Origin of the sequence: Citrobacter freundii complex sp. CFNIH2 (assembly GCF_002880615.1) — a bacterium.
Classification (GTDB): domain Bacteria; phylum Pseudomonadota; class Gammaproteobacteria; order Enterobacterales; family Enterobacteriaceae; genus Citrobacter_A; species Citrobacter_A amalonaticus_F.
Window position 1 is genome coordinate 3,097,850 of record NZ_CP025757.1, and the last position, 25,611, is coordinate 3,123,460.

General features: G+C 51.5%; 22 protein-coding genes and 1 tRNA gene. 10 read left to right on the forward strand and 13 right to left on the reverse strand.

Translation table 11 applies throughout. The annotated features are described in order from the left end of the window. Positions 1 to 13: 13 nt before the first annotated feature. The 5 genes from WM46_RS15105 to trmB all read right to left on the reverse strand — a co-directional run bounded on the left by WM46_RS15105 (position 14) and on the right by trmB (position 4,208). A complete protein-coding gene (locus WM46_RS15105) occupies positions 14 to 1,021 on the reverse strand; it encodes a DUF1202 family protein (protein ID WP_102602689.1) in 1,008 nt (335 codons plus the stop codon). Between the two features lie 133 nt (positions 1,022 to 1,154). After that, complete coding sequence (gene ansB, locus WM46_RS15110) at positions 1,155 to 2,201, reverse strand: L-asparaginase 2 (protein ID WP_061076324.1); 1,047 nt, start codon at positions 2,199 to 2,201, stop codon at positions 1,155 to 1,157. Positions 2,202 to 2,390: 189 nt separating this feature from the next. Next, positions 2,391 to 3,110 (reverse strand): DUF2884 domain-containing protein, encoded by a 720-nt coding sequence (locus WM46_RS15115; RefSeq protein WP_061076323.1) that lies wholly within the window; start codon positions 3,108 to 3,110, stop codon positions 2,391 to 2,393. 52 nt (positions 3,111 to 3,162) lie between these two features. Then, on the reverse strand, positions 3,163 to 3,489 hold the full coding sequence (locus WM46_RS15120; RefSeq protein ID WP_061076322.1) for a YggL family protein: 327 nt from the start codon (positions 3,487 to 3,489) through the stop codon (positions 3,163 to 3,165). After that, entirely contained in the window at positions 3,489 to 4,208 is a 720-nt protein-coding gene (gene trmB, locus WM46_RS15125; RefSeq protein WP_061076321.1) for a tRNA (guanosine(46)-N7)-methyltransferase TrmB, read from the reverse strand. The genes WM46_RS15120 and trmB overlap by 1 nt, the downstream gene beginning before the upstream one ends. 162 nt (positions 4,209 to 4,370) lie before the next feature. Between trmB and mutY the strand changes: the two genes are divergently transcribed. From mutY to WM46_RS15150, 4 genes are all read left to right on the forward strand, one after another. After that, positions 4,371 to 5,423: an A/G-specific adenine glycosylase gene (mutY, locus tag WM46_RS15135; RefSeq protein WP_102602690.1), complete on the forward strand. Its 1,053-nt coding sequence runs from the start codon at positions 4,371 to 4,373 to the stop codon at positions 5,421 to 5,423. Positions 5,424 to 5,450: 27 nt separating this feature from the next. Next, positions 5,451 to 5,726 carry an oxidative damage protection protein gene (locus WM46_RS15140; protein WP_042998071.1) on the forward strand — a complete coding sequence of 92 codons (276 nt, stop codon included), beginning with the start codon at positions 5,451 to 5,453 and terminating at the stop codon, positions 5,724 to 5,726. 73 nt (positions 5,727 to 5,799) lie between these two features. After that, positions 5,800 to 6,882 (forward strand): membrane-bound lytic murein transglycosylase MltC, encoded by a 1,083-nt coding sequence (mltC, locus tag WM46_RS15145; RefSeq protein ID WP_071887622.1) that lies wholly within the window; start codon positions 5,800 to 5,802, stop codon positions 6,880 to 6,882. Between the two features lie 213 nt (positions 6,883 to 7,095). After that, complete coding sequence (locus WM46_RS15150; protein WP_061076318.1) at positions 7,096 to 8,352, forward strand: nucleoside permease; 1,257 nt, start codon at positions 7,096 to 7,098, stop codon at positions 8,350 to 8,352. Between the two features lie 93 nt (positions 8,353 to 8,445). On the opposite strand, the gene WM46_RS15155 is transcribed toward WM46_RS15150, so the two are convergent. Continuing rightward, positions 8,446 to 10,581, reverse strand: coding sequence for an ornithine decarboxylase (locus WM46_RS15155; RefSeq protein ID WP_102602691.1), 2,136 nt, complete (start codon positions 10,579 to 10,581; stop codon positions 8,446 to 8,448). 427 nt (positions 10,582 to 11,008) lie between these two features. On the opposite strand from WM46_RS15155, the gene WM46_RS15160 reads away from it, so the two are divergent. Together WM46_RS15160 and WM46_RS15165 are read left to right on the forward strand one after the other, a co-directional pair. After that, on the forward strand, positions 11,009 to 11,716 hold the full coding sequence (locus WM46_RS15160; protein WP_061076316.1) for a DUF554 domain-containing protein: 708 nt from the start codon (positions 11,009 to 11,011) through the stop codon (positions 11,714 to 11,716). Positions 11,717 to 11,821: 105 nt separating this feature from the next. Beyond that, positions 11,822 to 11,897: transfer RNA gene (locus WM46_RS15165), tRNA-Phe, on the forward strand. Between the two features lie 182 nt (positions 11,898 to 12,079). Here the strand turns inward: WM46_RS15165 and WM46_RS15170 are convergent. The 3 genes from WM46_RS15170 to WM46_RS15180 form a co-directional block, all read right to left on the reverse strand. After that, complete coding sequence (locus WM46_RS15170; RefSeq protein WP_102602692.1) at positions 12,080 to 13,081, reverse strand: tyrosine-type recombinase/integrase; 1,002 nt, start codon at positions 13,079 to 13,081, stop codon at positions 12,080 to 12,082. 55 nt (positions 13,082 to 13,136) lie between these two features. Then, on the reverse strand, positions 13,137 to 14,762 hold the full coding sequence (locus tag WM46_RS15175; RefSeq protein WP_102602693.1) for a conjugal transfer nickase/helicase domain-containing protein: 1,626 nt from the start codon (positions 14,760 to 14,762) through the stop codon (positions 13,137 to 13,139). 117 nt (positions 14,763 to 14,879) lie between these two features. Continuing rightward, positions 14,880 to 16,328: a UvrD-helicase domain-containing protein gene (locus tag WM46_RS15180; protein WP_102602694.1), complete on the reverse strand. Its 1,449-nt coding sequence runs from the start codon at positions 16,326 to 16,328 to the stop codon at positions 14,880 to 14,882. Positions 16,329 to 16,805: 477 nt separating this feature from the next. Between WM46_RS15180 and WM46_RS15185 the strand changes: the two genes are divergently transcribed. Further along, positions 16,806 to 17,966 (forward strand): IS30 family transposase, encoded by a 1,161-nt coding sequence (locus WM46_RS15185; protein WP_102602695.1) that lies wholly within the window; start codon positions 16,806 to 16,808, stop codon positions 17,964 to 17,966. Between the two features lie 581 nt (positions 17,967 to 18,547). Further along, positions 18,548 to 19,105, forward strand: coding sequence for an NAD(P)H-dependent oxidoreductase (locus WM46_RS15190; RefSeq protein ID WP_102602696.1), 558 nt, complete (start codon positions 18,548 to 18,550; stop codon positions 19,103 to 19,105). Positions 19,106 to 19,247: 142 nt separating this feature from the next. Here the strand turns inward: WM46_RS15190 and WM46_RS15195 are convergent, their stop codons facing one another. Then, entirely contained in the window at positions 19,248 to 20,165 is a 918-nt protein-coding gene (locus WM46_RS15195) for a LysR family transcriptional regulator (protein ID WP_102602697.1), read from the reverse strand. A 27-nt stretch (positions 20,166 to 20,192) separates the two neighbouring features. Next, a complete protein-coding gene (locus WM46_RS15200) occupies positions 20,193 to 20,549 on the reverse strand; it encodes a winged helix-turn-helix transcriptional regulator (RefSeq protein ID WP_048244755.1) in 357 nt (118 codons plus the stop codon). 153 nt (positions 20,550 to 20,702) lie between these two features. On the opposite strand from WM46_RS15200, the gene WM46_RS15205 reads away from it, so the two are divergent. After that, entirely contained in the window at positions 20,703 to 21,686 is a 984-nt protein-coding gene (locus WM46_RS15205) for an NADPH:quinone reductase (RefSeq protein WP_102602698.1), read from the forward strand. A 405-nt stretch (positions 21,687 to 22,091) separates the two neighbouring features. Here WM46_RS15205 and WM46_RS15210 read toward each other — a convergent pair whose 3' ends face one another. Next, the gene (locus WM46_RS15210) at positions 22,092 to 22,847 is read right to left on the reverse strand and encodes an SDR family NAD(P)-dependent oxidoreductase (protein ID WP_102602699.1); all 756 of its coding nucleotides are present in this window, start codon (positions 22,845 to 22,847) and stop codon (positions 22,092 to 22,094) included. Between the two features lie 248 nt (positions 22,848 to 23,095). Between WM46_RS15210 and WM46_RS15215 the strand changes: the two genes are divergently transcribed. Continuing rightward, positions 23,096 to 23,956: an AraC family transcriptional regulator gene (locus WM46_RS15215; RefSeq protein ID WP_102602700.1), complete on the forward strand. Its 861-nt coding sequence runs from the start codon at positions 23,096 to 23,098 to the stop codon at positions 23,954 to 23,956. A gap of 119 nt (positions 23,957 to 24,075) precedes the next feature. Here the strand turns inward: WM46_RS15215 and WM46_RS15220 are convergent, their stop codons facing one another. Next, complete coding sequence (locus tag WM46_RS15220) at positions 24,076 to 25,611, reverse strand: MFS transporter (RefSeq protein WP_102602701.1); 1,536 nt, start codon at positions 25,609 to 25,611, stop codon at positions 24,076 to 24,078.

Here is a 25,611-nt window from a genome sequence, read left to right on the forward strand (position 1 = left end):
CGCATCCTTCTCGTTACCGGAGAATGCCGTGACGTCGTAATTCATCGGTATCCTTTTTCCAGCGATCATAGCTTTCATTGATATCGTCAATCTTGATATGAAGATCCGTCTGCTGCATACGAAGTTTAGAGGCGGCTATGTTCAGCGGATACTGTCCTTTTTCATACGCGATCCAGTCATTTTGCGCTTTTCGGCTGAGTTCTTGCGATTTCAGAAAGACCTGTCGTCTTTGCTCTTGTATATCGAAATCTCTTTTCTGCTGAATTGCCGTTTCATAACAACTGTCACTCTTTTTATGACATGCGTCTAACGCTGGCTGATAAACTTCTTTTGCATATTTCTCGGCAAACGCATCGCTGTCGTTCGCTTTTACAAAGTCATCGCGTGTTTTAAACATCTTTTTGAACGCATCTTCCCGGGTCAGTTTTTTACCATCAGAGGCTTTACCCCAATAGGTATCGGCCTTTTTTTGAGCAACATCAATTTGTTTATCCAGCGTTTTTATTTGTTCTTCGAGGCTGGCAATCGACTTTTTCTGGGTGATATACGAAGCATCAATTTGACTGAATCGGTAGTTAAAATCATCTCCGTTCACGATGAGATATTTATCGTTGGTTTTAATATCAGTAATAATCCGCCCTTCATTGCTGGCTGCCGCTTGCAATGAATAGAAATTAACCGTCCAGCCGGAAGCAGGCGTCCCTGTGCTGGTTAACATCGCGGAAAATTTTACCGGTCGATCTTTTATCCAGGTACGTTCCACAAAGTAATAATCCGCAGCCATACCAACGCCGGTATAAAGATCATCACCAGAAGAAATATCCCCCTCCGCAGACCAGGTGGCCTGGTTGCCTGTGGAATCAAGGTTTTTTAAGGTGACAGAATTCAGTTTAAGCACGCCGTGGTACTGCTTACTAAACGCTTCTTTCAAGACGTAATCGGTAGGTTGAGCCACCTCCGCCCAGCTATAACCTGAAACCAACGTAAATAACGCAGCACCTGCTATCCATTGTCGAAACATTCGCGGACCTCCCGTCCAGAATAATGCTAACCGCCACCATCATAATTAAAATGATCGTTAGCAGATTAATGATTTACTGTTTAGGGAGATATTTCAGAAAACTGCCCCAGCCAGTTGGCTGGGGCATCAACGATTAATACTGATTAAACATCGTCTGGATCTGTTTCGGATCTTTGGTCTGGGTCAACGCCAGTTGCAGCAGCACACGTGCCTTCTGTGGGTTCAGGGAACCAGAGGCAACGAAACCGTACTTCGCATCATCAATTTCAGCATCCTGCGTGGTTGAACCGGTCGGTACGCGGGAAGAACGCACCACAACCGTCCCTTTATGCGCCGCGGTTGCCAGCGTATCGAAGACCGTTTTGTACAGGTTGCCGTTACCCACACCAGCGCTCACAATCCCATCATAACCCGCATCCACCAGCGCTTTTGCCGGCAGATCTGAAGCATTCGCGTAGTTATAGACGATACCCACCTTCGGCAGTTCATTCAGCTTAGAAACGTCGAAAGGCGTGGAGGTGGTGTGCTTACGCGCAGGCGTACGTTGGTAGTCGATTTTGCCGTTATGAATGTAGCCCAGCGGTCCGTAGTTTACGGATTTGAAGGTCGCCACATCCGTGGTATTGGTCTTGGTCACATCGCGACCGTCAAGCACAGTGTCGTTCATCACCACCAACACGCCACGATTAGCAGAAGCTTTATCCGCTGCCGTTACAACGGCGTTGTAGAGGTTGAACGGACCGTCCGCGCTCATTCCGGTAGACGGACGCATCGCCCCAACCAGTACCACCGGCTTGTTGCATTTCACGGTCAGATCGAGGAAGTAAGCCGTCTCTTCCATCGTGTCAGTACCGTGCGTAATCACGAAACCGTCGGTGCTGTCACATTCGGTATTGATCTTCTTCGCCAGGGTTAACCAGACGTCGTCGTTCATATCCTGTGAACCAATATTGACAACCTGTTCGCCCTTAACGTTAGCAATATCCTTAAGTTGAGGAACGGCTCTGACCAGGTTCTCTACGCCAACCTTACCCGCCGTATAGTTGGATTTGGTTGCGGAGTCACCGCCACCGGCAATCGTCCCGCCCGTCGCTAAAATAGTGACGTTTGGTAAGGCGAGCGCCGCGCCGCTGAAGCCCATAACCAGTGCAGCCAGTGCCGTTTTCCTGAAAAACTCCATGTTATTTCTCCAGTTACGTGAATTTGCCGCATTATCCCAATGCCAGAGATGAATAATGTGATTTCATCCAATTAACCAGACAAATGTATCTATCAGATTGTTAAATTTAGAGGTGGATATCAAAACGAGGTGGAAAGGCAAAAGAAAATGGCACAGAGGCGATCTGTGCCATTGTTTTATATGAAAAGTTTATTTAAGGGTGCTGACCAGCGCCTTGCGGTTATCTTCCAGCGTCACCACGCGACTGCACACGTCTTTACCGAACTGCTGGAAATCTTTTTCCTGCTTCTTCCATTCGTCCTGAATCGATGTCTGTAGTCCGCCAAGACTGCCCAGTACGCCCTGCAGCGGGTTACCGCCGCCTTTCAGGACGGCTTTTGCACCCATTTCGTTGATGCTGTCCTGCAAAATGCCGCCCATCGCCTGGTTCACCAGTTGCTGACCGTCGGCACGGACCTGATCGATAGCCTTGTAGTGGAACGTCAGGCCGTCAGTGCGATGCTCGATAATCCGGTTCATCTGCTCTTTCAACTGAGCATCCAGCTTCGTCAGACGACCCCGCATGTTGCTGCTCTCGCCCACTTCTTTGGCGATAATTTTATCCAGTGCCACGCGCCCTTTTTCGACACGATTTCTGGCACCTTCATCAATCCACGGCAGCGCGCTGCGCAGTTCGGCCTGGTAATCTTTCGCCTGCTCGCGCTGTGCGGCGCTCAGCGTGTACTGCTTACCGTTGTATATCACATTGCCGTCCGGCGTGATCACCAGGTTGCCGTTTTCACCCTTCACCTGCACCGTTTGCGGGCTCAGAATCACATCGTCACGCGGCGTGACGCTGCACTGGTAGTCTGCATGAGCGGCCATCGCCGTTACAGAAAGGGCTGCCGCCAGCAGCGTTTTGCGCATCATAACTTTCCCTCAAGACAAATCGGGCCAGCAAATGCTGGCCCCGTATGCGTAGTTAGTCCCACCAAACGTCGAAAAGTTCGCTGGTACGCACTTCTTCAAGTTTGTGTTCTTCCAGCCACTTACGCACAATCGCCTGATGCTCTTCAGTGCATTTGCCGATTTCCTGCATGCAGATCAGACCTTCCCAGGCCAGATAACCGCTGCCGTCAAAGGCCAGTTTGTTCGGTTCAATAACGTCATTGATAAAGTCATCAACGATTTTATCAACCTGCTCTTCAGATGTGCCTTCCGGGAAACGCCATGCCACCGAAAATCCTAATTCCTGGAATTCGTCGATGTGCATTTTTTTACGCAGACGACGGCTACGGTTCTTTGCCATTATTTCACCCTCTCGAACATTAAGTCCCATACGCCGTGACCAAGACGATGGCCACGTTGTTCAAATTTGGTTACCGGGCGCGATGGTGGGCGCGGTACGTAATCGTTACTCTCCGACAGGTTTTTATACCCGTCAATGGAGGACATCACTTCAAGCATGTGCTCTGCATAGGCTTCCCAGTCAGTCGCCATGTGGAACACGCCGCCCAGTTTCAGTTTGCTTTTGACCAGCTCGGCAAACGGTACCTGAACGATACGGCGTTTATTATGACGTGCTTTGTGCCACGGGTCAGGGAAAAAGAGCTGAACCATCGTTAAAGAATTGTCAGGAATCATTTTATGCAGTACTTCGACCGCGTCATGACACATCACGCGCAGGTTCTCAACGCCCTCTTCATGCGCCGACGCCAGACATGCGCCCACGCCTGGTGAGTGAACTTCAATACCGAGGAAATTTTGCTCCGGACGCGCTTTCGCCATCGCCACCAGAGAAGCGCCCATACCGAAGCCAATCTCCAGCGTGACCGGCGCTTCACGGCCAAACAACGTCGCGAAATCCACCGGCTCTTCGCTGAATTCAACGCCCATCACCGGCCAGTAGTTTTCCAGCGCGTGCTCCTGCCCTTTGGTCAGTCGCCCCTGGCGACGAACAAAACTACGAATCCGGCGCAGTGGACGGCCGTTTTCATCAAATTCCGGTGAGATAACGTCGTTTTTCATAAAAGTTAAGTCTGCTTGTGGTTGAGGTCTGAAAACGGGCATTATCCAAAGTTAGTTGCCGGATGCAAGTAAAGGAAGCGCTCACGCTGCGGAAAGTTCCGGTTTACACCCTGTTGCCTCTGTGCTGCAATCTTGCCCCCAACCATAATGAATTCGGTGACCATGCAAGCGTCTCAATTTTCAGCCCAGGTTCTGGACTGGTACGATAAATACGGGCGAAAAACCCTGCCCTGGCAAATTGATAAGACGCCTTACAAAGTATGGCTCTCAGAAGTGATGCTGCAACAGACCCAGGTGACGACGGTCATTCCTTACTTTGAACGGTTTATGGCCCATTTCCCGACGGTGACCGATCTCGCCAACGCGCCGCTGGACGAAGTGCTCCACCTGTGGACGGGGCTCGGTTACTACGCCCGGGCGCGCAATCTGCACAAGGCGGCGCAACAGGTCGCCACACAGCATAACGGCGTGTTCCCGGAAACCTTTGAAGACGTGGCGGCGCTCCCCGGCGTCGGGCGTTCAACCGCTGGCGCCGTACTGTCACTCTCGCTGGGTAAACCTTTTCCGATTCTTGATGGCAACGTTAAACGCGTGCTGGCGCGCTGCTATGCTGTTAGCGGCTGGCCGGGTAAAAAAGAGGTTGAGAAAAAGCTCTGGGATCTGAGCGAGCACGTTACGCCGGTGAAAGGTGTGGAGCGTTTTAACCAGGCGATGATGGATTTAGGCGCGATGGTGTGTACGCGCTCAAAACCGAAATGCTCGCTGTGCCCGTTGCAGAACGGTTGTGTCGCCTGTGCGAATGACAGCTGGTCACTTTACCCCGGCAAGAAACCGAAACAGACGCTGCCTGAGCGGACAGGCTATTTTCTGCTGCTGCAACACCAGGACGACGTTTTACTGGCACAGCGCCCGCCAAGCGGATTGTGGGGCGGGTTATTCTGTTTTCCGCAGTTTGCCAGTGAAGAGGAATTACGGGAATGGCTGGCGCAACGGCATGTGAACGCTGATAATTTGACCCAACTTAACGCGTTTCGCCATACGTTCAGCCATTTCCATCTGGATATTGTGCCTATGTGGCTTACGGTGTCTTCATGCGGTTCATGCATGGATGAAGGCAACGCGCTCTGGTATAACTTAGCGCAACCGCCATCTGTTGGCCTGGCGGCTCCGGTGGAGCGTTTATTACAGCAGTTACGTACCGGTGCCCCCGTTTAACGCACCGGACGATGAAGAGGATGAGTTATGAGCAGAACGATTTTTTGCACTTTCCTGCAGCGTGAAGCAGAAGGACAGGATTTCCAGCTGTACCCGGGCGAACTGGGGAAACGCATTTATAACGAGATTTCAAAAGAAGCGTGGGCGCAGTGGCAGCACAAGCAGACCATGCTTATCAACGAAAAGAAACTCAATATGATGAACGTCGAGCATCGCAAACTGCTGGAGCAGGAGATGATCAACTTCCTGTTTGAAGGTAAAGACGTGCATATCGAAGGTTATACGCCGGAAGATAAAAAATAAGCACGTTGCCGGATGGTTCAACGCTGTCCGGCAACACCGCACAACGACAAACACAACACGCACTCCCGGAATGATGAAAAAATTTCTCGCGCTTGCCGTTATTGCACCGTTGCTTATCTCCTGTTCCAGCTCGACCAAAAAAGGCGATTCTTATAATGAAGCCTGGGTCAAGGATACCAACGGTTTTGACATTCTGATGGGGCAGTTTGCCCACAACATTGAAAATCTGTGGGGCTATCAGGAAGTGCTGATCGCCGGTCCGAAGGACTACGTGAAGTATACCGATCAGTACCAGACCCGCAGCCATATCAACTTTGACGACGGGACCATTACCGTTGAGACCATCGCCGGGACGGAACCTGCAGCACACTTGCGTCGCGCCATCATTAAAACGCTGCTGATGGGTGACGATCCCACCTCCGTCGACCTCTACTCTGACGTCGATGACATACAGATCTCCCGAGAGCCGTTCCTGTACGGCCAGGTGCTCGATCACACCGGACAACCAATCCGCTGGGAAGGCCGGGCGACGAACTTCGCCGATTACCTGCTGCAAACGCGGATGAAAAGTCGCAGCAACGGGATCCGTATGATTTTCAGCGTGACGATTAACCTGGTGCCGAATCACCTGGATAAACGTGCGCATAAATACCTCGGCATGGTGCGCAAGGCTTCCCATAAATATGGCATTGATGAGTCGCTGATTCTGGCGATTATGCAAACGGAGTCGTCCTTCAACCCGTACGCCGTGAGCCGTTCTGATGCGCTGGGTCTGATGCAGGTGGTTCAGCATACCGCCGGGAAAGACGTTTATCGTTCGCAGGGCCGCTCCGGTACGCCGAGCCGCAGTGAACTGTTCGATCCGGCCAGCAACATTGATACCGGCACCGCGTATCTGGCGATGCTCAATAATGTCTATCTGGGCGGAATCGATAACCCTACCTCGCGGCGCTATGCGGTGATTACCGCTTACAATGGCGGGGCGGGCAGCGTACTGCGCGTCTTCTCCAGTGATAAAGTGCAGGCCGCGAATATCATCAACAGCATGACGCCAGGGGATGTGTACCAGACGTTAACCACGCGTCACCCCTCTTCTGAGTCGCGCCGCTACCTGTATAAAGTCAATTCCGCGCAAAAAACCTATCGGCGGAACTGATCCTTCTCTTCCCCGCTCCCGGTAAAACGGCGAGCGGGCGATCCAAAAGCGTGATAACCATCACCCTTTCGCATTGCAAAAAGGTATTGTTTTGCAATTATTTGTCACAGGTAACAAAAAATCACCCATCGTCGTTGATAGAATCACATCATACAGTCACGGCATTTGTGCCAATCGAAACATCCATTCGCCTTCCTGTGTGAGGAAATTAACATGAATCTTAAGCTGCAGCTGAAAATACTCTCCTTTCTGCAGTTCTGCCTGTGGGGAAGTTGGCTGACCACCCTCGGCTCCTATATGTTTGTCACCCTCAAATTTGACGGTGCTTCTATTGGTGCTGTCTACAGCTCGCTGGGGATCGCGGCGGTTCTGATGCCGACCCTTTTGGGGATCGTGGCGGACAAATGGCTCAGTGCAAAGTGGGTCTACGCCATCTGTCACGTGGTGGGTGCGGTGACGCTGTTCATCGCCGCCGAAGTCACCACGCCGGGAGCGATGTTCTTTGTGATCCTGCTTAACTCGCTGGCATATATGCCAACGCTTGGGCTGATCAACACCATTTCCTATTACCGCTTGCAGAACGCCGGTATGGACATTGTTACCGACTTCCCGCCGATTCGTATCTGGGGCACCATCGGTTTCATCGCCGCCATGTGGGCCGTGAGCTTCTCCGGTTTCGAACTGAGCCATATGCAGCTGTATATTGGCGCGGCGCTCTCTGTGGTACTGGTGGTGTTTACGTTGACCCTGCCGCACATTCCGGTGGCGAATCAGCAGAAGAATCAAAGCTGGACTTCTATGCTGGGTCTGGATGCCTTCGCACTGTTTAAAAACAAGCGCATGGCGATCTTCTTCATCTTCTCGATGATGCTCGGCGCAGAACTGCAAATTACCAACATGTTCGGGAACACCTTCCTGCACAGCTTCGACAACAACCCGCTGTTCTCCGGAAGCTTTATCGTTGAGCACGCGTCGGTGATGATGTCGATCTCGCAGATCTCCGAAACCCTGTTCATCCTGACCATTCCGTTCTTCCTCAGCCGTTACGGGATCAAGAACGTCATGCTGATCAGTATCGTGGCGTGGATGTTGCGCTTCGGCCTGTTCGCCTACGGCGACCCGAGCCCGTTTGGTACCGTGCTGCTGGTTCTGTCGATGATTGTTTACGGTTGCGCCTTCGACTTCTTCAACATCTCCGGTTCGGTGTTCGTTGAGAAAGAAGTTCGCCCGGAAATCCGCGCCAGTGCGCAGGGCATGTTCCTGATGATGACCAACGGCTTCGGCTGTATCCTCGGCGGCGTGGTAAGCGGGAAAGTGGTGGAGCATTACACCCTGAACGGCATTACCGACTGGCAGACCGTGTGGCTGATTTTTGCCGGCTACTCACTGGTTCTGGCCTTTGCCTTCGTGGCGCTGTTTAAGTACAAGCACGTTCGCGTCCCGACCGGCACGCAGACCGTCGCACATTAATCTCTCTGCCGGATGGTGACGCTTTCGCGTCTTATCCGGCACACCGAACACCAGGCCGGATAAGCGCAAGCGCTATCCGGCATTCTCCTTCGATTACTTCAAAACATACCCGTACAACCGCTTAATGCCATCGGCGTCGGTTTCACTGTAAACGCCCTGCAACTCCGGAGAGAAGCCCGGCAGCATGTTGACCCCTTCTTCCAGCGTCAGGAAATAACGCTGCACCGCACCGCCCCAGACTTCGCCCGGCACCACGCACAGTACGCCAGGAGGGTACGGTAGCGCTCCTTCCGCGGCGATACGGCCTTCGGCATCACGAATGCGCACCAGTTCAACGTCACCACGAATAAAAGCGCTGTGGGCATCCTGTGGGTTCAGCGCCACCGTCGGGAAACTCTCCTGACGGAACATCGCTTTTTGCAGATCCTTCACGTCAAAACTGACGTACAGATCGTGCATCTCCTGACACAGTTCGCGCAGGGTGTAGTCGCGATAGCGCACCGGATATTTATTGAAGATAGTCGGGAGCACCTGCGCAAGCGGCGTGTCGTCTTCAATATGCTGTTCGAACTGCGCCAGCATCGCCGTCAGATGCGCCATCTTTTCCGGACTCTCGGCGGGCGTCAGCAGGAACAGAATCGAGTTGAGATCGCACTTCTCCGGCACAATACCGTTTTCACGCAGGTAGTGGGCCAGAATGGTGGCCGGAATACCAAAATCGGTATAACGCCCGGTCTGCGCATCAATACCCGGCGTGGTGAGCAGCAGCTTGCACGGATCGACAAAATACTGATCGTCGGCATACCCTTCGAAGCCGTGCCATTTCGCGCCCGGCGCAAAGCTGAAGAAACGCCGCTCGCGGGCAATCACCTCAGTGGGATACGACTGCCACGCCTTATCATCCACAACCGGCGGAATGAACGGCGCAAGCAGCTTACAATGGGTCAGGATCGCCTTACGCGCCTCGATCCCCAGCGTCACGCACTCTGCCCACAGGCGTCGACCACTCTCCCCTTCGTGGATTTTGGCATTGACGTCCAGCGCGGCAAACAGCGGGTAGAACGGACTGGTTGAAGCGTGCAGCATGAACGCGTTGTTCAGCCGCTTATGCGGGCAGAAACGCGCCTGACCACGAATATGGTTGTCTTTCTTGTGGATCTGCGAGGTCTGCGAGAACCCGGCCTGCTGTTTATGCACCGACTGGGTGACGAAAATACCCGGATCGTTTTCGTTGAGCTCCAGCAGCAGCGGCGAGCCGTCGGCCATCATCGGGATAAACTGCTCATAGCCGACCCAGGCTGAATCAAACAGGATGTAGTCACAGAGATGACCGATTTTGTCGATCACCTGACGGGCGTTGTAGATCGTGCCATCGTAGGTTCCCAACTGGATGATTGCCAGCCGGAAGGGGCGCGGCAATTGCGCCTTTTCGGCTGCTACGTCGCGGATCTGTTCGCGCAGATACGCTTCATCAAAGCAGTGTTCATCAATCCCGCCGATAAAACCAAACGGATTACGGGCAGCCTCCAGATACACCGGGGTGGCTCCCGCCTGAATCAGCGCGCCGTGGTGATTCGATTTGTGGTTGTTGCGATCGAACAGTACCAGATCGCCCCGCGTCAGCAGCGCATTGGTGACCACTTTATTCGCCGCTGACGTGCCGTTCAGAACGAAATAGGTTTTATCGGCGTGGAAGACTTTGGCGGCAAACTTCTGCGCATGTTTGGCTGACCCCTCATGAATCAGCAAATCCCCCAATTTCACGTCGGCATTGCACATGTCGGCACGAAAAACATTTTCGCCAAAAAAGTCATAGAAATGACGTCCGGCGGGATGCTTTTTAAAGAACGCGCCGTGCTGATGTCCCGGGCAGGCGAACGTGCTGTTCTTCATTTCCACATACTGCGTTAGCGTGTCGTAAAACGGCGGCAGAAGGTCTTCCTCATACAGGCAGGCGGTAGATTCCAGCTCCAGCCACTCCTGCGCATTGCCGCGAATAACGGCCGTCGCGCCTGCGGGTAAAGCGATGTTCTCTTCGGTGAGAATAAAGACCGGCAGATGAAAGCCCGTGCGTTTGAGTAGCGCAAGAATGCCGCTACGGCTATCGGCAACGGTCATGACGACGGCAGCGACATCGGTAAAGTCGGTACTGTCCAGCGCCACAACGCCGCGATGAGTAGATAAACGAGAAACCAGTTCACTACTGGCGGCAATGTTCATTGATTTCATAAGCGCAAAAACCCGTTTCGGGAGAATAAGAGTCCCGGACAAGGCACATTGCCCTGCCCCACGAGATGTTTAGGTCAAACTGGTCACCAGCTCCGACCGCCAGACATCAGTAAAAGCAGACCGCTTCTGATTTTACTGTTGTCCTGCAGTGAGCATACGTTGCCCTCACCGCATGGTGAGTAAGAGGGAAGGAATAACGAGAAGGGGCAGCCATCGCGCTAAGCGGCGATGCGAAAGGCGATGTGAAGGTGTTGCGTTCATCCCATGCGGCCCCGAACAGACTGGAGAAAATTCGCGCAATCATGGCACCTTTAACCAGGGGGGGCAAGATTTAATTCTTATGCACACTTGTTGCGGTTAAACAACACGGTAAATGAGAATCAGGTCATAATAATGCAATCTGACAAAATAATTAGCAGGAGCTTACGTGGTAATCGGACCTTTTATTAACGCCAGCGCCGTTTTGGCGGGTGGTGTTATTGGCGCCCTTCTTAGCCAACGTTTACCGGAACGGATTCGTGTCTCCATGACCTCTATTTTCGGTCTCGCGTCGCTTGGCATTGGTATCTTACTGGTGGTCAAATGCGCCAATCTTCCGGTTATGGTGCTGGCAACGCTGGTCGGCGCGTTAATTGGTGAGTTTTGCTATCTGGAAAAGGGGATCAACACCGCCGTCGCCAAAGCGCAGACACTCTTTATGCGGTCGGGTAAAAAGCCGCCCCATGAATCGTTTATCCAGAATTATGTCGCCATCATTGTCCTTTTCTGTGCCAGCGGTACGGGGATTTTTGGGGCAATGCGCGAAGGAATGACCGGCGATCCGAGCATCCTGATTGCTAAATCCTTCCTCGATTTCTTTACCGCCATGATCTTCGCCTGCTCGCTGGGTATCGCCGTGTCGGCTATCTCGGCTCCGATGCTGCTCATCCAGCTTTCACTGGCAACCTGCGCGGCGCTGATATTGCCGCTCACTACCCCCGCAATGATGGCCGATTTCAGTTCAGTCGGGGGATTATTGCTGGTCGCCACCGGTTTACGCATCTGCGGGATTAAGATGTTTGCCGTGGTCAATATGCTCCCGGCGCTGCTCCTCGCCATGCCGCTTTCCGCCGCCTGGACCGCGTATTTCGCTTGAGAATGCGTGCAATAACAGCAAAGTGGTGATAGATTGTGCAGTCTGCGTTGAATTGAAGAAATTTCGTTGACGAAACGAGGCGGATCGGTTTTAATGCGCCCCGTTGCCCGGATAGCTCAGTCGGTAGAGCAGGGGATTGAAAATCCCCGTGTCGGTGGTTCGATTCCGCCTCCGGGCACCACTATTCGAAGCACGCTGGTCAGAGGTGAGAAAACTGACGGGCGTTTAACGGGAGTGGTACTTGTTGATGTTGATCCTCACATCAGCATACATCAAGAAGTTACCCTCTCGGTTAGGGAGCCTGTTACCCGCAGGCTCCCTTTTCTCGATCACTGTGAATAATTACAATGACGTGACTGAATGTCAACCATTGTAAAACATCTCTTCAGCCTTATCGGTGTAAAGCGCCATTTCTTTCTCCAGCGCCTTACTGACAATATCCATACTGATATCAACGTATTCCATCGTAGTGCTCACATTACGATGCCCCAGCAATCCCTTAACCAGTTGCAGGTTTCGTTCAGGGGAGCTCATCAGTGTTGTGGCAAGCGTATGCCTGAACCGGTGGGGTGAAATGTCAAATCCGCACTCTTTTGAGAGACGCCGGAAAAATGAACGTAATGGCTGCAGCGAGGGCTTTTCAGAAAGAGATGCCCTGTCAGCAGGCGAAGACACAAATCTCTCATAATGAAACAGCGCGTCATTGTTGCCGGCACCGCAGTCTCTTGCACGTTGCAGCAATCCCTCTAGGCGCGGACGTAAATGGCTGACAACGGGTACCCGCCACTCACGATAGGTTTTGCTGCCTTCTGTTCTCAGCTCAATCCAGCCATCCTCAAGACAGACGTCTTTCAGACGAATGTGCAGCAATTGATTCTGGCGCATCCCTGTATAACGCAGCGTGTCCAGAACTGCCAGCCAGTACCACACAGGGCGTATTGCACATTTTGATTCGGACATTTGTTCAGAAGAAAACTGCTGCATGGTCAGCCAGATCTTTGTCATCTGGTTTTTGGTGAGCGTCTTTTTCCTTTTCTTGTCATGTTTAACCGAAACGCCGCTGAAGGGATTTTTTGTAAAGTCCGTCAGTTGAGAAGTAATGGCAAAATTATACAGTGCGCGCATGTGAGTGACCTTATTGTTCCAGGTATGTGCTGACAGGCCCTGTTTTTTTAATACGTGTCTTCGCCACTCAAGTACTTCACGACTGGTTATACTGTAAGGTGCCCGCGCTTCCCCGATATGCTTTCTGAACCCGCGAACCACTTTCTGATAACTCCATTCTGTGTCTTCACGTAGCGACTTACAGAAAAAATATTCATCCAGAAGTTCTTTCCATAGCCAGTCAGCGTTCATTTCGTTCATTTTCCATTCCTCTCAAAGTTACAGATACGCACCAGATGTCAGACCGCGATTACGGTCAGGGAAACAAAAGGAACTGACTGTCCTGAGGGATTGTCTTTCTGAATACCTGTCTGCTTTTAACCAGATAGCCTTTCATCCGTTTAAACTTGCCTGATTTATCGGGGGTATCGAACAACTGAGCGAAGTAAAACCTCCTGTTATCCCGACGTTTATGTAAATTAAGTTGCTCAAAAGACGACTGAACTTTCTCCCGATTATCTGTGGAGCCGGTGGCCTTAAGGTAGTCAAAAAAAATGCCGGGGACGGGTAAAAAGACGTAACCGGCAATAATGTGAACTTTGTCATCTTTACCATTAAAAGCGATCTCTCCCCGGTTGATCCCTTCCCGAAGCCAGTCAAAAAAACGCGTTCCTTCCACTTCTTCAGTACCGCTGACTGCCCCGGATGCGGAATGTAATCTTTCATCACATTTGTTAACAAAAGCAACTGCAGAATGTTCTGAGTTTTCCTCTGTGGAATGACTGTCTGGACTTTCAGAAAATTCAGTATTTTCAGTGGGGTATGATGGAGAATTTTTCTCGTTTTCAGAGAAGGGCTCTTCAGGTAAAGCCTCACTGCTATCACCGTCTGTTGCCATCTTTTCCGGTACTTCAAACAGAGATAAAAGCACGTCAGTGTCGTCAGCAACTGCCGTCATTACTGTCTCGTTGGCAGGGCTTTCTGATCCGGAATCGCTGAGGTCATCTGACAAAAGGCTGTCAGTTTGAGAAGCCGGCTCAATACTGGAAGCAAGATCAAAAATTGCCGGAGCCGCTAAAGCATCTGCCGTATTCGTATCTGATTGTTGAGAAGAAACGTCCGGGGATAAAATCGAAGTGTGTATCGTCTGAACCGTGGTTTTATCTCCATATAGTCCACCTGCTAAGGTATTTACTACTTCGTCAGTCTCCGACTCTATTAGAGGAGAATCTGTTTTCTCTGCAGCCTGCTTCATCAGACTGCGTATCAATGGCATGCCCGGATGCTGATTCCAGAGCGCGCCGGCCAGGTTGCCCAGTGCCCCGGGATTCTCTGCCAGCCAGCCCGTTGCCTCTGCCGGCATAAGTTGCCCGGCGGCAAGCGCCGCAAACGCTGATGCGTTCTCTGCCTCCCGGAACCGGAAACGATAAGGCGAGTCCGGAACGGTCATTCCCGGAAGCCAGCTTTTACCGTCAAGCAACTCCCCCTCCAGAGTCGCAAGAAGAGGCAGGTGCCAGAACAGCGCCGACCAGTAAATCACCGCATTCCACATCACATTCTGCGCTGCCTGCTCTTCCGGTGCCGCGCCGGGGGGGAACATGTACCCTTTTGCCAGCCTGACCGCACAGGTCGTGAACTGCAGCGTAAGGTCGCCGAAACCGTCTGACTGTGACCACCTTCCCTTTTGTGCGGCCGGCACATTCTGTACCCTGGCTAATAAACCATTAAGAGGTGCCAAATAGAGTTGCTGATAGATGTCTGCGGGCAGAGAACAGTTCTCCCACAATTGCTGCAGGCAGGTTTCACGTAGCGGGCTGGCGCACAGCCTGCTGGCCTCACGCGGGGCGTGGTAGCCGACAGGCGTGACTGTGGATATAGGATGTACTGCTTCTGGTTCGCCTTTTGAAAACAGAGACCTCAGGGTCCGGATTCTGCTGAGCATAATGTTCTCCTGGTACAGGGCTGCTCAGTGTTATGACCCTCCCTGCGCCACACCATGAAAAACCAGTTATTCAGTCCCGGAAGTTTCTCCCGTGTCGCCGGGCATAACGGCATCGTTCTAATCCTCACCCTCACCGGCTTCGCTGCCGTTTTCATCATCGGCCTCGCTGAGCCAGCGCATCAGCTCGTTAAGCACAAGCGTCTCTCTTGCCCGGGTGACAGCCACATACAACAGGTTAGTCTCATCCTGCCGCTCTTCCTGCGAGAGGAGCGGATCGGTAATGTCTGTAAAATCCTCACTGAGCATTACCACCGGCCATTCCAGCCCTTTGCTACGGTGTGCGGTGGAAACCGTGACCTGAGCGTCTTTTTCATGAGTGACTACCTGACGGCGCATAATGGCCAGTTTTTGCGGAAGCGGGAAAAAGTCATCGAGCAGGCGAATAGCCTGATTCATCTCCACGTCCTGGGTGGCTTTGGCTATCGAGCAGTACTCGTCAAAATCCCGGTAGTCCCGGCTGAGGCGCGGGGACTGCATCTTTTCAGGCATATCGGCCGAGAACCAGTACAGGTCTTCCAGCTCTTCCGTTTTATAGCCTTCAATCCCCCCGACCCAGAAGACCTTTTTCTCCATAAGGCTCGCCGTCAGGGCGCTGCCGATCACGCCGGACACCGTACGGCTCAGTACAGCAATGTGCTCAGCCCCTGCCGGAAGGCTGCTGACGACAGCATCCTGGCCTCCGTTACCTGTCACGCGCTTTTCCTCTCCGGCACGTTCAAGCAGGATGTTAGCGATCCGCGCGACCTCAGGGCCAAACCGAAAACTTGCTGTCAGCCACAACCGGTCTGCCTTCGCCAGCTGCGGGGCGCTGAGTGCATTATCTGCTCCGCGAAACCGGTATATCTGCTGGTAACGGTCGCCGACCAGAATGACCCGGCAGGGCTGATTCAGTACAAACGCACTGGTCACCGGATTGGCGTCCTGGGCCTCATCGAAGAGGATGGTATCCCAGCGTTTTGACAGGTCAGGATGAGAAAGCTGGAACAGTTTAAGGTAGGTGTCGTGCGTGACGGGAAAGACTGAATCAGTACGGCTCATTTCATACCAGAGGATCTGAATTGCCCCCAGAATTTTACCTGCATCGAGACCGTGGCGATCATCCTCAGCGGGCAGATGCATCAGCCCAGGATCGGGGTCTGCGCTGCAGAGGAACATGTTCAGCCCGCTGAGCGCCAGTCTGGCCAGCGGCCAGTGGCGGGTGTTGAGCTTTCTGGCCACATCCGTAATGCGCAGACTGGCTGTCAGCCGGTCACGGAAATGTTTCCCGAAACGTGCCCATGCCAGCTGATGCGACGTTTTACACTCTACGTTATAGGGAAATTTGCGTTCAGCCTCATCCCGCACAGCGCGGTTGTAGGCAAGGTAAAGCATTTTACTTTCCGGGTTGGCTTCAGCGTAGTTCACTAACGTGGAGGTTTTTCCTGTGCCGGCAAACGCATTGACCACGAGATGGCTGCCCTTCCACTCGATGATGGCGTTTTGCTCGGCTGTGGTTTTCCAGGTCATGGGGTTCTCCGGCAGGTGCATATGAAATAGCCAGACTGGCAGCGGGAGGCGTTAACTACGATAAAAAACCAGATACCCTGCTTCAGAAATAAAAAACGCTCCCGTTCGGAGCGTATGGTGGAAATTATGAAGCTTGAAAGTACCGCGAATCAAGACCAACAGGCATGCTACCGAGGTGGAGCCGGGGACGTAAAGTTTCCAGCGTCTTTAATACGCCTGAGTGTTATCGGTCACAACCTCGCTGGCAATCTTGCTCAAAGACATAGTCAATATGCCGGAAGAGCTCTGAAAATGGATGGTCCAGTTTCCCGGTTTACTTACACTTTTTCCAGCCCTGTTCTTGGCATTTCAAGCGAGCAAAATAGTTTTAGAACAGCTTGGGCACGAAGCGGACATGCAGTCGCGGCAAGTTCCGCTATGAGCTGTGAGTTCAATGGCTCGATGCAACGCTATCCTTAATCAAGGGGGGACGTTGCCATGAAACGAAGAACTCGTATTAACTACACGCCAGAGCAGAAGGCAATTATCTGGGATAGATATAAACAAGGTGATTCCCTGCATGATATCGCCAGAATGTTCGACAGATTTCATTCTTCTATCATGCCCACAATCCACCAGACAGGTGGCTACCGTCCTCCCGTTCGAAAGCGGCATCGATTAGCGCTTACGCTTGATGAAAGAGAAGAAATATCCAGAGGACTGGTAGCAAAACTCAGTATCAGGGACATCGCTGCCAACTTATCAAGAGCACCCTCAACGAATAGCCGCGAGGTCAGGAGGCACGGAGGTGCCAAGCAATACCGTGCAGCAAAAGCCGACAATGCTGCTTGGGAAAATGCTCTGAGACCAAAACCTTGCAAGCTAATTGAAAGCCCCACATTGTGTAAAATCATTGCAGAGAAGATGCATCAGGACTGGTCGCCGGAACAGATCGCCGGTTGGCTGAAACGCTGTTATCCGGATAATCAGGAAATGCATGTGTCACACGAAACGATTTATAAAACGCTTTTTATACAAACCCGGGGGGCATTAAAAAAAGAGCTGCAGCAATGCCTCAGAAGCGGAAGAGCGGTTCGTAGATCCCGAACGTCATCACTTAAAGGGAAAGGATTAGGGAAAATCCCGAATGCGATACCTATCAGCGAAAGGCCACCGGAAGCCTCAGACAGAGCCATCCCTGGTCACTGGGAAGGTGATCTGATCCAGGGCTCGAAAAACTCCTATATCGTCACCCTCGTAGAACGCCATTCCCGCTTTGTTATGTTAGCCAAAATCAGGGACAACAAGACCATAACGGTTATATCTGCACTCATCAGACAAGCCCGGGAATTACCTGTTGAGCTATATAAAACATTAACCTGGGATCGGGGAGCTGAAATGACCAGCCACACCCGGTTTACTGTAGCAACAGACATCCAGATTTACTTCTGTGATCCTCAATCTCCCTGGCAACGTGGCTCAAATGAAAATACGAACAGGTTGCTAAGACAATATTTTCCAAAAGGAACTGACTTATCGGTTCACAGTCAGCACAGACTAAACAGCGTTGCTAGACAGCTCAACGAAAGACCGAGAAAAACGCTAGACTATGAATCACCCGCAGAACGGTTCAATAAGTGTGTTGCGTCCATCAGTTGAACTCACAGCGAAAAACGGACATTATGGTTAAACGGTAATATCGTTCTGATGTTATTAATTATGAGCTGTTATCAGAAAACATATTTTCAGCCATAGCCACCAGGAAAGTGTTAGCAGAGTTAGCGTAAGTAATGTGACCATCGACTGAGAAAAGAGACTGCTTTTATTTTTTTAGCGTCAATATACTAAAATAGCCTTGACGGTAACGGAGTGAAATTTCATCTCCAAAAAAATTGCAGTAAAGTGACCTTTAACGGCAGGTTTTACTATATAGTGACCATAGCACTAAGAAAATACTGAAAAAAATAATTAATAATCTTAAAGTTACACAACTTCCCGTTCGCTATCGATAAACTCTAAAACACGTATCCCTCACTCCTGTAACAGCTCCTTGAGTTTTGTAGACTGTCGCTTGACGGGGTTGTCTTCGCTCATCTTGCGCTTCTGATGGCTGCGTTAAGGCATCAATAATATTCAATGCCATACATTCACACAATCAATGGTCTGTCATATCAATAATCCATTAGACAAATAACACGTACAGGATAAAGCTAACAGGATATACCAGCCGGAGTATTCCCATGTCGAAAACGCTTGTCTTACTTTTCCATCCTGATATTACTCGCTCCTGTGCAAACGCTGCTCTTTCCTCTGCCGCCTCCAAGCTTGCTGAGGTCGAAATCTTCGATGTACAGCAGGCCTATCCCAATGGCGTGATTGACACCGATGCCGAGGTGCATCGCTTGTTGGTCGTGGAGCGTATCGTCCTGCAGTACCCTATGCAGTGGTACGCTACCCCACCGATATTGAAGGCATGGCTTGATGCCGTGCTAACTCGATTGTTCTACATTAACTACGAGTCGGAGGGGCGCAGGCTACGAGGCATGCCTATAATGGTCTCGGTTACCGCAGGCAATAGTCCTGACGCTTATAGCCAGCGCGGACGTAATATGTTCACCATGTCAGAACTACTTGCTCCTGTTCGCGCTACAGCCCACCGTTGTGACCTGACCTGGAATACCCCATTTATTGTGTACCGTGCCAATCAGCTGTCTCGGGACGAACTCAAGGACGAGGGAACCCGTTATGTTGAGGTATTAAAATCCTGGATTTCTTCAACCGGGCTGCAGGAGATCTGATATTGGTCAGTAGTACAGGATAGCAGACAAGCTTGGTCTTTCTTCGTAAACATCAACTTGTCTCAGCTACTAAGCCCTTCAGGGACTGATATAGCTTTCGACATTCGTACTTATGCCAGAAAGATTAAAGTTCGATAAGATATTATCGAACAGAAGTTACGTTACCCTCTTTTTGAAAGAAGGATCGTAGTGTTTCGATTACATGTTTCACGACCAAATCGCTATCTCTTCGCGTATGCCAGGCTAAATGCAGACTGAAGCCTGGCACCGGGGTAGGTGGCTCGAAAAGCGCCAGGGATTGGGTGTCAGAAAGACAATTCATAGGCGTAATAGCAATCATATCCGTTGCTTTAAGCAAAGGTTCGATCATGGTGAAATTCGGTACAACCGCGCCAACATGACGAGCTTTTCCTTGTTGAGCTAATACTTCTTCCAGAGACCCACGTATATTCCCTTCGCCGGAAACAACTATATGGGGCCATGCCAACCACTCATCCACGTTAAATTTCTGAACAGCAGGATGCGAGGCCCGCATGGCCACAACATAGCCTTCATGTCCAATTTCCTGGCGATGAAATTCTGGAGGAAGCGCAGGAAACGTTGAGATCGCAATGTCAGCCTCACCATTCTCCAGACGATGGAGGGCATCCTTACTGCTGCGCCATGGCAATAGCGCTAAATTCACCTTCGGAGCGCTGGTACTTAATTTGGTTAAAAGATGGGTCATGACCGCCAGGCCTGGTTGATCAGCCATTACCAGACGAACAGTTTGACGAATATGCGTCAAGTTAGTTTGTGGTGTCTCTACAACGGCCGATATGGCAAGCAGTGCCTGGGACAACGGCTCTTTTAACGACTGTGCCTTAGCCGTTAATCGCATTTCACCTGCGACACGCTCCAATAATGGATCATCAAAGACATGTCGACACCTGTCCAGAGCGTTACTGGTTGCTGGTTGTGACAGCGCGAGACGTCGTGCAGCTCGTGTTACGTGCCGTTCCTCTAACAAAGCATGCAGGACGACCAGCAGATTAAGATCCAGAGAGCGAAGATTGGCCATGTCAATTACCAGGATTAAAAGAGTCTGTTATTCAGCATGTTTATTGTTCCCATTGATTTCTTGCCAGATGAGATAGCTATCTCCCCACTCTTTCATAGCGTTGAGAACGGGGGTCAGAGTCAGCCCAAACTCTGTTAGCGAATACTCGACGCGTGGTGGAACTTCGGCAAACACCTCCCGAGAAATAATACCGTGCGATTCAAGCTCCCGAAGTTGCAGTGTCAACGAACGCTGAGTGATGCCGCCGATGAGTTTTCGAAGTTCTCCAAATCGTTTGGTTCCGCTGAGCAGGTAGTAAATAATCAGCGGCTTCCATTTTCCTCCAGCAACCACAACGGTTGCTTCAACAGTACACCGATACTCATGAGTCGCTTGCTTCTTCATCAGTTGAACATCTACCTTAAGTATAAAATATATCCCTATGTATCAAAAGATTCCCTACTTTTCAATGTAAACCATAGTATCTAAAATATCTTTCTCGTAGCGCACGGTACCGTGCCGCGTTCTTTTTTCTTGAAGAAATTGAAGGATACAGTGATGAAAGCCGCTTTTTATGAAGTCCAGGGCAGTGCTCGTGATGTTTTGAAAGTCGGCGAATTGCCAATACCGGAACCGGGTCCAGATGAAGTGCGCGTGCGCATTCATGTTTCTGGGTTAAATCCTACCGATGTTAAAGCAAGAACTGGCTTCTCCGCAGATATGCCTTATCCACGCATCATTCCTCATCAGGACGGCGCAGGCGTTATTGATGCGGTTGGCGCGAACGTGTCACCGGAAAGGCTTGGTGAGCGGGTTTGGGTATACGAAGCACAATACGGCCGGGCAACAGGCACGGCAGCAGAGTTCGTTGTGGTTCCGTCTCTTCAGGCGGTTCACTTGCCAGATACGGTCTCATTCGAAGTAGGAGCTTCCCTCGGGATCCCCGCGCTCACCGCTCATCATTGCCTGTGTTTTGATGGCCGTCTCGAAGGCCAGCGAGTGCTGATTCATGGCGGAGCTGGAGTGGTCGGAACAGCGGCAATTCTGTTGGCAAAGTGGGCAGGCGCATGGGTTGCAACTACAGTAATGAACGCAGAACAAGCCGCCGTAGCGAAGGAGAACGGTGCAGATTTAGTGCTCGACCGGACATCGGAAGATATCGCGACTATTATTATGAAAATGACCGAAGGATTCGGCGTTGACCGTATTGTTGATGTCGCTTTGAAAGATAACCTTGATATCAATTTAGCTTGCTTGTCCCAGGGTGGGGTTATAAGCGCCTATGCAACTTCCAGCGCATCGGACGAGCTTTCCATTCCCTTGCTGCAGGCAATGAAGCATGGCTGTGTTTTGCGTTTCGTATATATCTACAATGTTTCTAACGAGTTTAAAAAAACTGCTATAGAAGATATCAACTCGTGCCTTGAATCAGGATGCTATTTGCCAAAAATCGGATTAAATATGCCTCTCCAAAATATAGCCGAAGCTCACGAGGCACTGGAATCATCCAAAATTATAGGCAAGGTTCTTATACACATGTGAGCTGAATTGCGCATGGTAACTGTCGCCGGATTAAGTGTCTGACCTGATTTGCAACAGACTGGAGAAAGGTAATTTTGAGAGTGAAGGATCCGACATTATTACCTGAGGGCTATATCTAATACTGGCGGGCAGGTCAGCCGGGGTGTTCAGGCAAAGATGGCCCCGGGCAAAGCGGCTATTGATACTGTCCGCCAGGTGATGGAAACAAATTTTTCGTCAGGCAGTGCTGTCTCTTTTACGGGCTGCACCTGCAGCCCGTCTAGTAACGTTTCCAGTTCATTTGGTTCGCTTACGTTTAACGCTGTACTGGTCTCGGCGTATTATCCTGCACCAGGACCTCTTATGGTTATGGCAGACAGGGGGAAACGATAGATCCCACCAGGAGCGGAATCTATTACGGAGCGGTTAAATCGACTGCCCGCCGGAAACTTCAATGCGTTGACCATTGACCCATCGGTTGTCCTCGCCCAACAGGCTTGCGATCATCGGGCCGATATCATCAGGTAGTCCCACACGACCAAGCGCCGTCATACCTGCAAAGGCTTTATTGTAATCGGAAATGTCACGTACAGCACCGCCAAGGAAGTCCGTTTCGATCGCGCCAGGAGCAATGGCATTAACTGTAATGCCGCGTCTACCTAACTCTTTAGCCATATAAACGGTGAGCACTTCTACCGCACCTTTGGCTGCCGAGTAGGCCGAGAACCCAGGGAATGACACTCGAGTCAGACCCGATGAGAAATTGATGATCCGTCCATAATCGGTCAGGATCGGCAGAAGTGACTGAGTCAGGAAAAATACGCCCTTCACGTGGACATCAAAGAGCGTGTCAAACTGCTCTTCTGTGGTATTCATGAAATCGGTCATTTCTCCATGTCCGGCATTATTGATCAGATGGTCGAACGTATCGCGTCCCCAGTTGCTTTTCAATGCCGCTCTTATGGCGGTCACGAAATCGGGAAAGGAGGACATGTTGCTCACGTCCAGTTGAAGTGTAATTGCCTTACGGCCAAGGGACTGGATGTCTGCCGCCACTGCGTCTGCAGCTTCTTTACTATTACGATAGGTGATGATCACATCGCCGCCATAGCGGGCAATGTTCAGTGCTGTGTTTCGACCAAGGCCGCGACTGGCACCGGTCACAAGAGAAATGGTTGTCATGAAATATCTCCTGATGAATGGAGATAAAATACTACCCATCACGAAGCATTTTAGGTTGCCTGATAATATCGAAAACTTGCCTGATAATTTTGAAATTTCTTTTCAACCAGAACCGCACTAATATTAGCGCACATTAAAATCACATTTCTTAGCCTAAAAATATGATAGCGATGCCCCGATTATCTGAGGGATGCGCCTTAGACACTGAGCAGTCTGAAGGTGCAAAGACGTCTGCGGCGCTACTACGCGTGGCGCGGAAATATGCCGAAGCGCACCTCAATAAAGAAGGTGTGGCAACAACCCCCATTCCAGGAGTATTCATTTTAAGCGAGACCGCACCTTCCATGTTGCAGTTCGCCATTACTAAACCACTGCTTGCACTTGTGCTGCAAGGCCGAAAGCGCGTGACGATGGGAAGTCATACTTTCGATTTTGGCATGGGGGAGTCTTTGCTGGTCACGATGGATGTGCCGACAGTAAGTCAGGTAATCACGGCCAGCGCCGCCACCCCATATTATTCATTTGTCGTGGAGCTTGACGCCGCTGTGATTACCGAACTGGTTGGCGATATGGACAAACTGGAGGCGTCTCCGGATTTGCCCGTGAGGGTTGACCAGATCGAAGAGGATGTTGCAGAAACTGCGTTGCACCTGCTGAAATTGCTCGACAGACCGCACGCGTTGAAGATGCTGGGTCGCCAGTTGGTACGCGAGTTGCACTACTGGCTGCTGTCCGGACGATATGGCAAATCTATGCGCGCCCTGGGAAATACAGATAGCCATGCCCGCCGGATCGCCCGGGCTGTCGATATTATTCGGGCTAAATATGATCAGTCGTTGCGGATCAAAACACTGGCCGATACAGCGGGTATGAGTATTTCGGTGTTTCACAAGCATTTTCGCAACGTCACTACGCTTACACCGCTGCAATTTCAAAAACAGTTGCGCCTGGTCGAAGCCCGAAAACTTATGCTTGTGCAAGGTGCAGCAATCAGCACCGCTGCCCACCGCGTAGGCTACGAGAGCGTGACGCAGTTTACACGTGAATATTCGCGTATGTTCGGTCAACCACCGGCTCGCAGTATCCGTGACGCTCGCGAAAGTGGATAGTCGGTAAAGTGCGTTGCGCCGACAAATGGCCTGGCTTAACAGGAGGAATCGTTTTCAGCGCATGCCCTATCCCGAAGCTCATCCAGTCATCATCAGGAATAACCAGCGTCGACTGCCGGTTACGTACCACTGGTTACTTTCAACAGCGGAGGTGCAATCTGATTAGGAGGGGATGGACGTATGAAGACGGCTAGGCTAAGTGCCAGCAAACTGCACCAGAAAACAAGGTGATAGCCGCTGATATGTGCGGCAACGTGCGCTTCTCGCGCCAGCAATTGAGCGATTCCCGCCACCCCTGGTTCAGCACGTTCCACTACCCAGGGATCGCCAGCCGAAAAATAATTGCTCAGGCTTGCGCGACTGGTGTCACCGGATATTCGCAGCCACGTTGACATGACTGTACCGGCCGCAACCGGCATCAGCACGCGGGCGATGGATACGTATGCCCCCAGCGCCACACCGTGCAGTGGATTGAGATTAGTGACGAAAGCGGCAATAAGGCCGGTAAGCATGATGCTTTCGCCTAACGACTGCATGACAAGGATCGTGACGAATTGATCCACCCTCCAGTCATGGCTGATGTGAGAGCCTTGCCAGGCGGTCAAGGCAATAACGATAAGGCCGCAGATGATAAGGAGCCGGGGTTCCATTCGTCTTGCCAGGTAAATGGCCAATGGTGTCGCAGCAAGGTAGGCACCGAAAGCAATCCACGTCGATGTGCCGGTCTGCATTGGCTTCAGGTTCCCCATTTGCGTCAGAAATGTCGGGATCAGTAGAGACGTGGGGGTCATCAGCACGCCGAACAGGCAGGCGATCATCAGACAGATGCAAATATTGCGGTTGCCGAAGGCAATGAGACTTGGAAAGCTGTTTTCCTTGCTCAAGGCGCGCAAGACGGATGCGCAGAACAAAACGGATCCACCGGCCAGCGTGGACATGGCGAGTCCAGAATCGCTCCAGCCCAGCCGCTCAGCTGAGTCAATGCCAATGAAGGCCAGTACCAGTCCCAGGCAGAACATGGTCATCCCCGCCAAGTCGCCCTGCCGCAATCGGGATTTGTCGAGCGGTGACAACGGCAACGCCTTCCATGCCAGAAAAGCGATGATCGGGCCGACAAAGGCAGTTATCCAGTATACCCAATGCCAGCCAATGTCCTCGACCAGAAAAGCGGAGGTGCCATAGCCCGCGTCCATACCCGTGGACACGCGCAGGCTGTATGCCCCCATGATCAATAACCAGAAACGGGGGTGTAAGTTTCGCAGCGCCAGCGAAATGGTTAACGGCAGATAAATTCCCAGGCACAACCCGGCAATGGCGTGCAGCGTGACCAGCACCGGATAGTGGTGGGCAAATGCGGGGATAAGAAAGGTGACGAGCCCCAGCAGGAAGCTGGGCGCGATCAGTACACGGGTTGGACCAATTACCGTGGCAAGCCAAGGAACGATCGGCATTGTGACAAGTTGCGCGCCATTCAATGCTGTACCCAGCCAGGCGGCTTCCAACAAGTCCAGGCCGAACTGTCCGCGCAGGTCAGGCAGGGCCGCCGAGAATAAGCGCCCCTGCAATGTGGTGAGCACCGCGCCAAGAAAAATTGTCGCGACCGTCAATATGGGGCGCGGACGCGTCGTGTTTGCAAAAAAGTTGATCAGCGCCAT